Consider the following 12,214-nt stretch of genomic DNA (forward strand, 5'->3'; position numbering starts at 1 on the left):
GGCTCCGGAAGCTGGTTTACTCCCGGAGCCACGCATTTCTCGGAAGGGCGAAATCACTCGCTCCACTTCACCTTGGTCAGATCGTTGGCGGGAATCGGCGCGTTTTCCCACAGGCCTTGCAGCTTGGCGTCCCAGACCCCGACCTTGGGCAGCTCGTAGAGGAAGCCGACCACGGCATCGTCGGCCAGGATCTTTTGCGCTTGTGCATACAATTCCTTGCGCTTGGCCTCATCCGACGTCAGGTCCAGATCGGCGATGACCTTGTTGAAGGTCGGGTTGTCGTAATTGAAGTAATAGTCCTTGCGCGCGTAGATATCGATGTCGTTCGGCTCGGTATGCGACACGATGGTCAGGTCGTAGTCCTTCTTGGTGAACACCTGGTCCAGCCACTGCGCCCACTCGACGGGGATAATCTCGAGGTTGATGCCGACGTCGCGGAGCTCCGAGGCGATGATCTCGCCGCCGAGCCGTGCATAGGACGTCGGCGGCAGCTTCAACGTGGCCTTGAAGCCGTTCTCCAGTCCCGCCTGCTTGAGCAGTTCCTTGGCCTTGGCCACGTCGTGCGGATAGCGGCCGGTGAGGTCGACATAGTATTTATTTGCCGGCGACATATGCGAGCCGATCGGCAGGCCGAGCCCGGCCGAGGCGCCGTCGATAATCGCCTTGCGGTCGAGCGCATAGGAGATCGCCTGCCTCACCTGCAGCTTGTCGAAGGGCTGCTGCTTGTTGTTGATCGACAGGATGGTCTCGCCTTCGGTCGCGCCGACCACCACCTTGAAGCGCGGATCATCCTTGACCTGGGAAACGCTGTCGGGATCGAAGAAGGGGAAAGCCTGTATGTCGCCGGAAAGCAGCGCCGGCACCGCCGCCGCGGCATCGGGAACGATGCGGAACTCGACCTTTTCGAGGAAAGCGGGGGTGCCCCAGTAATGATCCGATTTCACCAGGGTGACCGATGAGCCCTTGGCCCAGCTCTCGAACTTGAAGGGGCCGGTGCCAACAGGCTTTTCCTTGTTGGTGTCGGCGGATTTCGGCGACACGATCACCGCGTCGCCCCAGCCCATATTGTAGAGGAAAGAGCCCTGCGGGTGGGTGAGCGTCACCTTCACTGTGGCGGGGTCGACCACGTCGACCTTGTCGATGGCGGCAAAGAGCTGCTTTTGCGCGTTGAGGGAGTTTTCCGCGCGGGCACGGTCGAGCGAGAACTTCACGTCGTCGGCGCTGAAATCGGCGCCGTCGTGGAATTTCACGCCGGTGTGCAGCTTGAAGGTGTAGACCTTGCCATCATCGGAAATGGTCCAGCTTTCGGCAAGATCCGGCAGAACCTCGCCATTGGGGCCGATCCGGGTCAGGCCCTCGAACACATTGGCGTAGGTGACCTCCCTGATTGCCGCGGCCGCTCCCGCCGTCGGGTCGAGATGCGGGGGCTCGAGCGGAATGCCGATGACAAGATCGGTCCGGGCGGCAAACGCCGAAGTGGCGGTTGCGAACGCCAGCAAGGCAGCGGCCAGAAGGGTCTTCCAAAGTTTCATCGCTCAACTCCCTATGTGCTCAAATGCTCAAGCCGGCGGATAGAAGCGTGATTTCGCGCGGGAGTAAATTGCGTTTCGTGCTGTCGCGCCGCGCCAGGAGAAATGTTTTTGCGCCGCAGGCCGCTCATTCAGTTGTGCCGCGCAGCAGCACGTTGAGCCCGATCGCCATGACCTTGGCCGATTCCACCATGTCCTCGATGCCAACCCATTCGTCCGGCCGGTGGGCGAGGTCGAGAATGCCGGGGCCATAGGCGATGCAATCGTAGATGTGACCGATGCGGGCTACGTGCTTCTGGTCGTAGGTGCCGGGCGAGATGACGTAATCGGGCTCACGGTCGAAGATGGCCATGATGCCTTGCGCCACCGCCTTGACCACCGGCGCATCGCGCTCCGTCATCAGCGGCAGCACTTCCATCAGGTCGCGGATTTCATAATCGAACTTTTTGCGCTCGCGCTTCAGCCGCTCGAGAATGCCGGTCACTTCGCCTTTGACCGTGGCGAGATCTTCCTCGAGCAGGAAGCGGCGGTCGATGGTAAGCCGGCAGGAATCGGGCACGTTGGGCGAGGGCAGGCCGGGCCGGAAATCCTCCGTCTGGCCGCCATGGATGGAATTGATGTTCATGGTCGAGCGTTTTGCGCCCTCGGGCACGACCGGCATGCGCGTCATCTTGCGGTCGAGCGCCGGGAACAGCTCGTCTTCGAAAGCCCTGAGCACGGCACCCATATGGCGCACCGCATTGTCGCCGAGAAACGGCATCGAACCGTGCGCGATCTCGCCCTTGGTCTCGATCTCCGCCCACCAGACGCCGCGATGGCCAAGGCAGATACGGTCCTTGTTCAAGGGCTCGGGGATGATTACGTGGTCGACCCTGGGTTTGGAGAAATAGCCCAGCCTGGCCAGATGGGCGACGCCGCCGAAGCCGCCTGATTCTTCGTCGACCGTGCCTGATATTTCGATGGCGCCGGGAAAGTCGGGATAGACTTCCATGAAGGCTTCGGCGGCGATGATCGAGGCGGCCAGGCCGCCTTTCATGTCGCAGGCGCCGCGGCCATAGACCCTGCCGTCGTTGACGACGCCGGCAAAGGGATCGACGGTCCAGCCGTCGCCGGCCTCGACCACGTCGATATGCGAATTGAAGTGGACGCAGGCGCCGGGTGACCGGCCGTCGAAACGGGCCACGACATTGACGCGCGGGTAGCGATCGGTGTCGCCGGGTGTGCCTTCGGCGCGGATGAATTCGGTCTCGAAGCCGCGCTTCTTCAGCCGCTCGCCGATATATTCGGCGCATGGCCGGTAGGCCTCGCCGGGCGGATTGATGGTTGGAAAACGGATGAGGTCGGCGGTCAGCGCCACGACTGCATCGCGCTTGTTATCGATTGCTTGCAGGAGTCGTTCGTTCATCAGGAGAGTTGAGCAAAGAACGACGTTGCATTGCAAGCCCGCCAGCAATCAAGTCCGTGCGACGTGTCGTTGCGGCAACTATCGCGGGAAATCGTTCAAATTCGCTGCTTCGGATTGGCGAATTGATCAAGGAGTGTGTGTTATCCCGTTCACCTGCCATTAAAAAGATGAAAAACATCGTGAGGGCAGACAGGCAAGGGCAATCAAAGGGGTTTGGTCGCATGAAGAAGTCTTTTCTAGTCGCAGCGGCGATGTTGGCAACCGCGCTGTTTGGTGCGCCGGCCGCAAGCCAAGCGGCCATGTTGGAAGCGAGTATCGACGTGTCGTCGCAGACGATGACGGTCAGATATGGCCTGGAGGTCTATCGGTGGACCGTGTCTACCGCGCGTCCCGGCTATTTCACGCCGCGCGGCACCTACCGGCCGCAGCGCACGGCGCGGATGTGGTATTCGAAAAAGTACCATATGTCGCCGATGCCGTATTCGGTGTTCTTCCATGGCGGCTATGCCATTCATGGCACTGGCGCCGTCAGGCAACTCGGCCGCCCGGCCTCGCATGGCTGCGTGCGGCTGCACACGGCCAATGCCGCGGCCTTCTATTCGATGGTGCGGGAAGTGGGCTTCGGCAATACGCGCATTGTCGTGACGAACTAGCAGCGGCTACTGGTTCGCTCAGGCGGGCCCTATCGGCTGGCGTGGAACTCGCATTCTCGCCGGCTGCTTGCTCAGGTATTTGGCACAGGAGCCGGCTTCGACCGCTTCTTGCGCCGCCAGTTGCTGATCTCCCACCTCTTGTGGAACCACATCCACTGGCCGGGATCCTCGCGCACCCAGCGCTCGACCACGTCGTTCAGCATCTGGGTGGTGGCGTGGACGTCGACGCTGCCGTCGGCCGTGCGCGGCAAGACCAGTCTGTCCTCGATCTCGAGCCGGAAGCGGTTGCCTGGCAGTCTGATGCAACGCGCCGGATAGACGTCGCAGTCATAGTGACGGGCAAGGGTGCCCAGCACGCGGTTGCTCTGGCAGGGACGGCCGAAGAAGGTCGTATCGAGGCCGTTGGAGAATTTCTGGTCGACAAGGACGCCGATATTGCCGCCGTTTTCCAGGACGCCTGCCAAGGCGAATGAGGCGCCGGCCATCGACGGCAGCAGCGATCCCATGGTCGAGCGGCGTGTCGAAAGGATGTAGTCGGCGAGGTAGGGGTTGTTGGGCGGGCGAAACAGCGCCGTGATGTTCATGCCGAAGGTCGCCGCTGCCACCGGCAGCAGCTCGAAATTGCCGAGATGGCCGGTGAAGACGATGTGCGGCCGCTTTTCGGCGGCGATCTCGACGAAATGCTCCGTTCCCTTGACCTCGACGCGGCCGGGCTTGGTTGCCGCGGGGTCATAGTCGAACAGGGCGTCCAGGAAAATATACTCGGCGGCAAGGCGGGCCATGTTGCCCCACATGTCGGAGGCTATGGCCTGGATCTCGTCTTCGCTCTTTTCCGGATAGGCCTTGCGCAGATTGTCGACGGCAACCTGATGGCGCCCCACCCTGGGGCCGATCAGGCGCGCCACGCGGTCGGCGAAATTCAGGGCACTATCAGCCGGCAGCAGGCGCAGCACCGAGATGATCATCATCGCCGCGCGCGCAACCACCCAGTAGTTCAACTGGCGCAGTTGCCGGCCGTAGCGATACCTCAAGTCCCGGCGAAGCTTCTTGAACACAGGCGTTAGCCGACCCGCAGGATGATCTTGCCGAAGACGTCGCGGCCTTCCATGCGCTTCAGCGCGGCATCGATGTCGCTGAAGCCGACCTCGGTGTCGACGACCGGTGCGACCTGACCGGCCGCCATCTTTTGCATGGCGTTGGCCATGTTCTCCATGCGGCAGCCGAAGGAACCGAGAAGCTTCAACTGCTGCTGGAAGAGTTGCATCAAGTTGATCTGCGTCGACACGCCCGAGGTCGAGCCGCAGGTGACCAGGCGGCCGCCGCGCTTCAGGCACAGCATCGAGGCGGCAAAGGTGTCGGCGCCGACATGTTCGAAGACGACATCGACGCCCTTCTTCTTGGTCAGCTTGCGCACGACGCCTTCGAAACGGTCGTCGCGGTAGTTGATGACGTGGTCGGCGCCCAGCGCCTTGGCCTTGTCGATCTTGTCGTTGGAGCCGACCGTGGTGATGATGGTGCAGCCCATCCGCTTGGCCAGCTGGATCGCCGCCGAGCCGATGCCGGAGCCGCCGGCATGGACAAGGATCGTCTCGCCCGGCTGCAGCCTCGCATTGTCGAACAGCATGTGCTCGACGGTGCCGAAGGTGACGGGCGCGACAGCGGCGCCGATGTCCGTCACGCCGGGCGGGGCGGGGACCAGCAGGCGCGCCGGCAGGTTGATCTTTTCCTGCGCGAAGCCGTCGAGATGGAAGCCATGAACGCCCGAAACATGTTCGCAGAGATTGTCGCGGCCTTCGCGGCAGGCGCGGCAGAGGCCGCAGGTGCGCGCGCCATAGATCGACACCAATTGTCCAGGCAGCAGGCTGGAAACGCCGGGACCGACCGCCTCGACCTCGCCGGAGGCTTCCGCGCCGACGACCAGCGGCAGCTTGCGCTTGGCGAAGGCCATGCCGCGCCAGCCCCAGACGTCGATATGGTTCAGCGCCACCGCCTTGATGCGCAGCGTGACTTCGCCGAGTGCGGGCGGCGGCGGGGGCGGCAGGTCCACCGTTTCAAGACGGCGGTCCTCGATAAGTTGCAGTGCGCGCATAAGGCCTGTCGGTTCTGCTCTAAAGCGCGACGCGCTTTAGTTCTTTGTTTTATGCATGTCGTTGTCGCAAAACCGAGGTCACTTTTGCGCGACATGCATTGGCGGAAAGCGCTCGCTTAGACCGGTTCCCGCGCCATGACAAGGCAAGTGTTCTGGCCGCCGAAGCCGAAGGAGTTCGACAGAACGCTGCGAACCTCGGCATTGCGCTTCTTGTTGGGCACCACGTCGAGCACGATCGCCGGGTCGGGATTGTCGTAGTTGATGGTCGGCGGAATGACGCTTTCACGCATCGTCATCAGCGAAAATGCCGCCTCGACAGCGCCGGCCGCAGACAGGGTGTGGCCGATCATCGACTTGTTCGACGAGACCGGCATCGAGCCGATCCGCTCGCCGAACACGGTCGACAGCGCCAGATGTTCCATCTTGTCGTTCTCGGGGGTCGACGTGCCGTGGGCGTTGACATAGTCGATCTCGTCTTCACTCATGCCGGCATCGGCGAGGGCGGCGCGAACCGCGGCAATGGCCGGCGAAGCGTCCGGCTTCGAGCGGGTGCGGTGGAAGTCGTCGGCCTTCTCGCCGCAACCGCCCAGGACGCCGAGAATTGTCGCGCCGCGAGCCAATGCCGCCTCAAGCGATTCCAACACCAGCGCCCCGGAACCCTCGGCCAACACGAAGCCGTCGCGATCCCTGGAGAAAGGCTTCGATGCCTTTTCGGGAACATCGTTGTGCGTGGAGAGCGCCGAAAGCAATGAGAAGCGGATCAATGCCTCGGCGGTGGCAGAACCGTCCGCGCCGATCGATAGCGCCCGATCGCATTCGCCGCGGCGGATCGCCTCGACACCGAGCTGGATGGCGGTGGCACCTGAAGCGCAAGCCGTCGACAGGGTGATCGGCAGACCGCGTGTGCCAAGGCGATCGGCAAGGCGGTCGGCGATCGAACCGAACTGGGTGGTCTCGAAAATATCCAGCTCTTTCAGGCTACGCGCCACCCGAAGCAGTCTTTCGGCGGCGGCGTCATCCTTGTCCTTGTCAGAATTGTAGAGCGAGAAGCGCTCGGCCCAGTCGAGTTCGACCGGCGGCGATGCGAGGAAAAGCGGTCCGCGGAAATCGCTGGAATCAACACCGGCTTCGGTCACCGCTTCGAGGCCCGCAAGCTCGGCCAACTCGTAGGTGAGCGGGCTGGCACCTTTCGAACTCGACGGCAGGAAATCGACCATGCCGGAGATGCGGGTGTTTAGTTGATCGATGGGAAAGCGGGTGATCGGGTGAATGCCCGACTTGCCGGAGGTCAACGCCGCCCAATTATCTGACTTGCCGACGCCAAGCGATGTGACCACGCCGATGCCGGTGACGGCGACGATCGGCCTGCCCATGTGATCTCTGAAATTGGTCATCGGGAAGCCCTCGAGCGATTTATCTCTAACAGCATGGTGGATGCCGCCTTACGCTGACTTGACCAGCGCCATGCCCTCGAATTGGTGATAGCCGATCGCCGTTGCAAGGACGCTTTCGGGGATGCCTTCGAATGGCTTCTCGGCTGCGGCATCAAAGACGGGGTAGGCGGCCTTACGCTCGACGGCGAGTGCCGCCAGCGCCACGGCGAAGGGAAACTGCGCTTCCTTCATGTGCCCGGTCAGCGTAGCAAAACCGCGCGTGGCGATCGCCGTATTGGCATCGAGCGCTGCCTTCTCGGCAGTGGTTGCGGCATGCGCGCCAGAGGCGCCCGAAAGTGCCAGCAGCTTGCCGTTTGGCAGCGCCACCTGGCTGAGCAGTGCGGCGATCTCGGCGTCGAGTTCTCCGCGCGAACGCCTGGCGCGGCCGGAGACCACTGGCCCGAGCTCGGCATAGATCTTGCGCCCGCGGCTCATCGCGTGTTCGCGCTGTTCCAGCACCAGGAAGGCACCGCCGGAGCCGGTTACAACGCCGCCGCCTTCGGTGCCTTGTCTTTGCCAGACAGGCTTCCACGGGCCGCGATGCAAATAGCCGGCGAGCTCGTAGCCGAGCAGCATGTCGGAATGTTCGGTCTGGAAGGCGCCGCCGACCAGGACGTGCGTCGACTGGCCCGAGCGGATGCGAGCAGCCGCGGTCTCGACTGCGGAAACACCGGCACCTTCTTCGCCCATGAAGGTACGTGACGAGCCCGTGACCTTGTGAACAATGGAGATGTTGCCGGCGAGTAGGTTGGAAAGCTGAGCCAGGAACAAAGTCGGCCGCAATTCGGTGGTGAGCTTCTCATTGAGCAGCACGTCGCGGTCGTTGCGGCTCTCGGAAGCGGCCAGAATGGCGGCATCGACAGCCTCGTCGCGCTCGCCGCCGCCGGCGGCGACAACCATGTCCATGGTCGTGCAGAGCTCGTCATTGCCTTTGATGCCGGCGTCGTCGAGCGCAAGCCCGGCGGCATAGGTGCCGAGCCGCTGCCATGTTTCCATCTGCCGCTGGTCGCCGCGCTTGGCGATCTGCAGGTTCCAGTCGATTTCCGGCAGCGGGTGGACAGTGTAGGGCGCAAAGCGCGCGGCCTCAATCACCGGCTGCAGGCCCGGCTGCGCCAGCTTCTGCCAGTGGGCGTCAGGGCCTTCTCCCAGCGAGGAGACAAGGCCGATACCAGTGATGACGACGTCGCGAGGGCTGCTCATGAGCGGCTTTGTGGGTCAGGTGGTGGAGCGCGTCAAGGTCGCGCGCTCAACTGACGTCAGGCGGTCTTGGCGGCGACCAGCGCGTCGATCTTGGCGCACAGGTTCTTCATGACGAAGTAGTCGTCGGTCGAAGCCTTGCCGTCATTGACTTCCTGGGTCCACTTTTCCAGCGGCACCTTGATGCCGAATTCCTTGTCGATGGCAAAGACGATGTCGAGGAAATCGAGGCTGTCGATGCCGAGATCGTCGATCGTGTGGCTCTCGGGCGTGATGGTGTCGATATCGATCTCGCTGGTGTCGGCAATGATCTTGGCGACTTTGTCGAACGTGGTGGACAAGGGCTTTTCCTTCTTTGCGGGCGGAATCTGTCCGCATCTTGTTTGGGCGCTGTCTAATTGGTTTTTCCCGGCAGGAAAAGGCCTGATACGCCGGGCGCAGATGGGAAGCGTGCCTAGGAAACGCAAGAAGGGCCGCCGGTCAACCCGGCGGTCCCTCCCGTTACCGTTACGTCAGCTCAGCTTTCGCGAAGCTTGACCAGGTCGTTCAGCAGTCCGCCCGTTCCGTTGTGGACGGTCAGCCGCTCGACCTTGCCGGCGATGTTTTCCAGAGCCTCGAGCTCCTTCAGCCGCAGCATCACCGGGTTCTCCGCCATCACCCTGGCCGTGTTGAGCAGGGAACGCGTGGCGTTCGTCTCCTCGCGGCGGCGGATGACGTTGGCCTCGGCCTGCTTTTCGGCCGACACCACCTGGTTGAGGATCTCGCGCATCTCGCCCGGCAGGATGACATCCTTGAGCGCGATATCGCTGACCTCGACCCCGATCTCGGCCATGTCGGCACGGACCTTGGCCGCGGCTTCCTCGTCGACCGTCACCTTCTTTTCAAGGATCTGGTCAAGCGTCAGCCCGCCAAGCGTCTTGCGGAAGGCGTACTGCAGGGCGCGGTAGAGGGCTTCGGAGAAGTCCTTCACAGCGCTCACCGCCTTGACCGGATCGACGACCCGGTATTCGGCGGCGATGTTGACGCGGATCGTGACGCGATCCTTGGTCAGCACTTCCTGCCCGGCGACGTCGAGCGACTGGCGCTTGAGGTCGACGACCTTCACCTGCACCATGCGTCCGACGTTCCAGAAAGCATGCACGCCCGCCGTCAATGTCCGCACCAGGACACCGTCGACGAACAGCAATCCAGCCTGGCCGTCGACGACCGGATGGACCGACATCAATTCCGCCTTCCGAGCCTGGCCGAGCCGGCGCATGATCGCCGGATCGATGGCGAGGTCACCCGAGGTGTCGGCCACCGTGACCTTCCACGGCCCGGCGTCCGTCCACAGCACCAGCTTGCGGTCCGGCGCCAGCACGGCATGCAGGTTGCCGTCACGCTCGATGACGGCGACATCCGTGCGCCCGGTGCGAACGACGGTGAGATGACGCGCGGCCACATCCGGGAGCTTGTCGAACAACGCCTTCTCGTACGCCGAAACGAATTCCGGGTTCTTCAGATCGTGCCGCGACACTTCAAGGCTTCCACCCCGGTTGGCGAGCCAATGCTCGCCCGGCAGCAGGACAGCCTTGATCTCCCCCTTGTAGAGGGTGAGGGCACGTTCGTTTTCCTTTACGAGGACGCGCTCGCGCCCAAGAACCTTATCGAGAACAGTCATTGTCTTACTCCTGTCGGGCATGGCCCCATGCGAGGCGTCAACTCATGCGTCGATCTTCCCTTCGTTTCTCGTTTCACATCGTTTCTAGCGTCATAGTCCGGGCACGAATGATCCGGGGACTGGTGGCATCAAATCGCAGCGGGCCTTCGGGAGCGGATCGCGGGGCAGCGAAGCGGGCTCGGCAAGCCTTGGCCTCCCTTGCCGGCGACGCTGCGCCTTGATCGTCACCGCGGGCCTGGCCGCGAGCCGATGGCGTCGGACCTTTCGGTACGGCCTTGGCCCGAAGGCTTCGGCCATCCGTCAGGTCGTCAGCATTCCAGTCCCCGGACCGTTTTCAGATAACACCGTGGCAGGGTGCTGGCTTATCAGGCCAATGGAGAAGGAATCGAACCTTCGACAGTCAGATTAACAATCTGATGCTCTAACCAAACTGAGCTATCCGTGGTGCAGACAGCAGGATTCGAACCTGCGACCTCCGGACCCAAATCCGGCGCTCTCCCCCTGAGCTACATCCGCGATCCCAATCCCCAAAGCGGCACCGTATACAGGGCGGCAATGCCGCCTGCACGGGCTGAGACGAAAGCTCCAACCGCTGTGCTCGCTTCGGTTCTCGTGACCGGGAGCGCGCCTATAGCCCCTGCGACGGGTTGTCGCAAGCGGCATTGTCGCGGCGAATTTGCGGCTTCTTTCGGCGGTGGCATTTCGGCAACACTAGCCGATCGGCAATTGCATGTACCAATGTACCATGGTACAAACCAAACTATGGAAATAGAACGCGTGCAGACCGGGGTCCGCCTGGAAAAGCGGTTGGTGAAGGTGCTCAAGGCCCTGGCCGAACATCGCGACATGAGCCTCGGCGATCTCATCGAAGGAATCGTGCTGCACGCCTTCGAAGGGCAGACGCCGTTTTCCCCGGCGACGCTTGAAACGATCAGCCAACTGAAGCGCATCTACGGGTTGGAGCTTGGCGCGGCGGACAGCCACCGTCTGACCGAAGCGCCATCCTCAAACTGAATGGAAAGGGAAGGCGAATGACGAACCACCTTGAACGCAGCCACAGCATCGTCCTTTCCGGTCCGGTCGACCGCGTCTTCCCGCTGTTCACGCCGATCGGCGAGACTTTGTGGGTGGAGGGCTGGGATCCGAAATTTCTGCATCCGCAAAGCGGAGAAACGCGGCAAGGCATGGTCTTCCGAACCGCTCACGGTGAGGAGACAACGCTCTGGGCCTGCGCCGACTGAGATCCAACCGCGCATCGTGTCCGCTATGTCAGGGTCACCCCGGACTCGCGCTTCGGATTTGTCGAAGTGGCCTGCCGTTCGGCTGCCGATGGCGGCACCGAAGCATCGATTGCCTATACGTTCACGGCTCTGAACGCGGCGGGAGAATCCTATCTGTCCGAACTGACGGAGGATGCCTTCGCGCACATGATCGAGACCTGGAAAGTTCGCATCGATGCGTGGCTGCTCACTGAGACGTCAGTTGGCACTGATCATCATTAGAGCGGTTCACCGTTTCACGGAAATGGCGAACCGCTCTAACTCTTTGTTTGACGCAATTCCGGACGGAAACCGTTTCACACTTTTCCTGGAATTGCTCTAGAAGGTGACGCGGCCGAGCACGCGCAGACCGTCGCCCTGCGGCTCGACGACCACGGCCTCGCCCTCGCGCGGCGAAACACCGGTCAGGGCCACGATGTCTTCCAGATGGGTGACCATGACCAGATTGTCGGAGCCGGAATAGGCGCGGATTTCCTTCATGATCGCGGCGATCTGCGCCGCCTTCTGGGCATCGTCGCCTTTCAGCAGATCGAGTGGCGCAAACAGCTCCGGCTCGGCCTCGAAGGCGATGCGGGCGGTGTCGAGGCAGCGACAGTAGCGGCTGGAAAGGACTCGCTCGATGGGCGCGGCGCGGGCGGCAAACAAGGCGCCGATCTTGCTCGCCTGCTGCTTGCCGCGCGCCGACAGGTTCATCTGTGTGGCGCAGCTGTCGATATCGAAATTGGCCGGGTCGGTAGTGCCGGTGACCATGGCATGGCGCAGCAGCACGACATGGCCGCCATCGCGCAGCAACGCCCAGCCGGCATCCGTGGCATGGGCCGCGACGGGAGTGACGAGCAGGAACAAGGCCAAGGCAAATCTGATCATCGCAGTCCTTCCAGGAGCCTGGCATCAGACTCCGACCATTCGCATATAGGGATTGGAAAGCGGGCACAAAGACAAGCCGGAAGCCGGCCGCGTCTCGAGTC

Annotated in this window: 13 protein-coding genes and 2 tRNA genes; 4 read left to right on the plus strand and 11 right to left on the minus strand. The window is 62.6% G+C overall.

Translation table 11 applies throughout. The features are described 5' to 3' along the window. Positions 1-53: 53 nt before the first annotated feature. Positions 54-1,532 carry an ABC transporter substrate-binding protein gene (locus tag AC1DX4_RS21485; RefSeq protein WP_477222193.1) on the minus strand — a complete coding sequence of 493 codons (1,479 nt, stop codon included), beginning with the start codon at positions 1,530-1,532 and terminating at the stop codon, positions 54-56. Between the two features lie 124 nt (positions 1,533-1,656). Further along, positions 1,657-2,934, minus strand: coding sequence for an acetylornithine deacetylase/succinyl-diaminopimelate desuccinylase family protein (locus AC1DX4_RS21490; protein WP_477222194.1), 1,278 nt, complete (start codon positions 2,932-2,934; stop codon positions 1,657-1,659). Between the two features lie 221 nt (positions 2,935-3,155). On the opposite strand from AC1DX4_RS21490, the gene AC1DX4_RS21495 reads away from it, so the two are divergent. Continuing rightward, positions 3,156-3,587, plus strand: coding sequence for a L,D-transpeptidase (locus AC1DX4_RS21495; RefSeq protein ID WP_477222386.1), 432 nt, complete (start codon positions 3,156-3,158; stop codon positions 3,585-3,587). Between the two features lie 71 nt (positions 3,588-3,658). Here AC1DX4_RS21495 and AC1DX4_RS21500 read toward each other — a convergent pair whose 3' ends face one another. The 8 genes from AC1DX4_RS21500 to AC1DX4_RS21535 all read right to left on the minus strand — a co-directional run bounded on the left by AC1DX4_RS21500 (position 3,659) and on the right by AC1DX4_RS21535 (position 10,482). Continuing rightward, complete coding sequence (locus AC1DX4_RS21500) at positions 3,659-4,642, minus strand: lipid A biosynthesis lauroyl acyltransferase (protein WP_477222195.1); 984 nt, start codon at positions 4,640-4,642, stop codon at positions 3,659-3,661. A gap of 5 nt (positions 4,643-4,647) precedes the next feature. Continuing rightward, positions 4,648-5,676 (minus strand): zinc-binding dehydrogenase, encoded by a 1,029-nt coding sequence (locus tag AC1DX4_RS21505; protein ID WP_477222196.1) that lies wholly within the window; start codon positions 5,674-5,676, stop codon positions 4,648-4,650. A gap of 116 nt (positions 5,677-5,792) precedes the next feature. After that, positions 5,793-7,070 (minus strand): beta-ketoacyl-ACP synthase, encoded by a 1,278-nt coding sequence (locus tag AC1DX4_RS21510; protein WP_477222197.1) that lies wholly within the window; start codon positions 7,068-7,070, stop codon positions 5,793-5,795. 48 nt (positions 7,071-7,118) lie between these two features. After that, positions 7,119-8,309 carry a beta-ketoacyl-ACP synthase gene (locus tag AC1DX4_RS21515; RefSeq protein ID WP_477222198.1) on the minus strand — a complete coding sequence of 397 codons (1,191 nt, stop codon included), beginning with the start codon at positions 8,307-8,309 and terminating at the stop codon, positions 7,119-7,121. A gap of 56 nt (positions 8,310-8,365) precedes the next feature. Beyond that, positions 8,366-8,647 carry an acyl carrier protein gene (locus AC1DX4_RS21520; RefSeq protein WP_010909964.1) on the minus strand — a complete coding sequence of 94 codons (282 nt, stop codon included), beginning with the start codon at positions 8,645-8,647 and terminating at the stop codon, positions 8,366-8,368. 176 nt (positions 8,648-8,823) lie between these two features. Continuing rightward, positions 8,824-9,966 carry a slipin family protein gene (locus AC1DX4_RS21525; protein ID WP_477222199.1) on the minus strand — a complete coding sequence of 381 codons (1,143 nt, stop codon included), beginning with the start codon at positions 9,964-9,966 and terminating at the stop codon, positions 8,824-8,826. Positions 9,967-10,336: 370 nt separating this feature from the next. Next, positions 10,337-10,406 (minus strand) — tRNA-Asn (locus AC1DX4_RS21530). 2 nt (positions 10,407-10,408) lie between these two features. Continuing rightward, positions 10,409-10,482 (minus strand) — tRNA-OTHER (locus tag AC1DX4_RS21535). Positions 10,483-10,776: 294 nt separating this feature from the next. On the opposite strand from AC1DX4_RS21535, the gene AC1DX4_RS21540 reads away from it, so the two are divergent. From AC1DX4_RS21540 to AC1DX4_RS21550, 3 genes are all read left to right on the plus strand, one after another. Then, a complete protein-coding gene (locus AC1DX4_RS21540; RefSeq protein ID WP_477222387.1) occupies positions 10,777-10,980 on the plus strand; it encodes a hypothetical protein in 204 nt (67 codons plus the stop codon). 17 nt (positions 10,981-10,997) lie between these two features. Beyond that, positions 10,998-11,207, plus strand: a complete 210-nt coding sequence (locus AC1DX4_RS21545) for a hypothetical protein (RefSeq protein WP_477222200.1) — start codon at positions 10,998-11,000, stop codon at positions 11,205-11,207. 66 nt (positions 11,208-11,273) lie between these two features. Next, the gene (locus AC1DX4_RS21550; protein WP_477222201.1) at positions 11,274-11,468 is read left to right on the plus strand and encodes a hypothetical protein; all 195 of its coding nucleotides are present in this window, start codon (positions 11,274-11,276) and stop codon (positions 11,466-11,468) included. A 96-nt stretch (positions 11,469-11,564) separates the two neighbouring features. Here AC1DX4_RS21550 and AC1DX4_RS21555 read toward each other — a convergent pair whose 3' ends face one another. Next, positions 11,565-12,113 (minus strand): histidine phosphatase family protein, encoded by a 549-nt coding sequence (locus tag AC1DX4_RS21555; protein ID WP_477222202.1) that lies wholly within the window; start codon positions 12,111-12,113, stop codon positions 11,565-11,567. Positions 12,114-12,214: the final 101 nt, after the last annotated feature.

The sequence above is a fragment of the Mesorhizobium sp. P3_A8 genome (genome assembly GCF_056402995.1).

Bases quoted from the DNA above. Each gene is read 5' to 3' on its own strand.
- AC1DX4_RS21485 (WP_477222193.1), bottom strand. From the start codon at position 1,532: ATGAAACTTTGGAAGACCCTTCTGGCCGCTGCCTTGCTGGCGTTCGCA.
- AC1DX4_RS21490 (WP_477222194.1), bottom strand. From the start codon at position 2,934: ATGAACGAACGACTCCTGCAAGCAATCGATAACAAGCGCGATGCAGTC.
- AC1DX4_RS21495 (WP_477222386.1), top strand. From the start codon at position 3,156: ATGAAGAAGTCTTTTCTAGTCGCAGCGGCGATGTTGGCAACCGCGCTG.
- AC1DX4_RS21505 (WP_477222196.1), bottom strand. From the start codon at position 5,676: ATGCGCGCACTGCAACTTATCGAGGACCGCCGTCTTGAAACGGTGGAC.
- AC1DX4_RS21510 (WP_477222197.1), bottom strand. From the start codon at position 7,070: ATGACCAATTTCAGAGATCACATGGGCAGGCCGATCGTCGCCGTCACC.
- AC1DX4_RS21515 (WP_477222198.1), bottom strand. From the start codon at position 8,309: ATGAGCAGCCCTCGCGACGTCGTCATCACTGGTATCGGCCTTGTCTCC.
- AC1DX4_RS21525 (WP_477222199.1), bottom strand. From the start codon at position 9,966: ATGACTGTTCTCGATAAGGTTCTTGGGCGCGAGCGCGTCCTCGTAAAG.
- AC1DX4_RS21545 (WP_477222200.1), top strand. From the start codon at position 10,998: ATGACGAACCACCTTGAACGCAGCCACAGCATCGTCCTTTCCGGTCCG.
- AC1DX4_RS21555 (WP_477222202.1), bottom strand. From the start codon at position 12,113: ATGATCAGATTTGCCTTGGCCTTGTTCCTGCTCGTCACTCCCGTCGCG.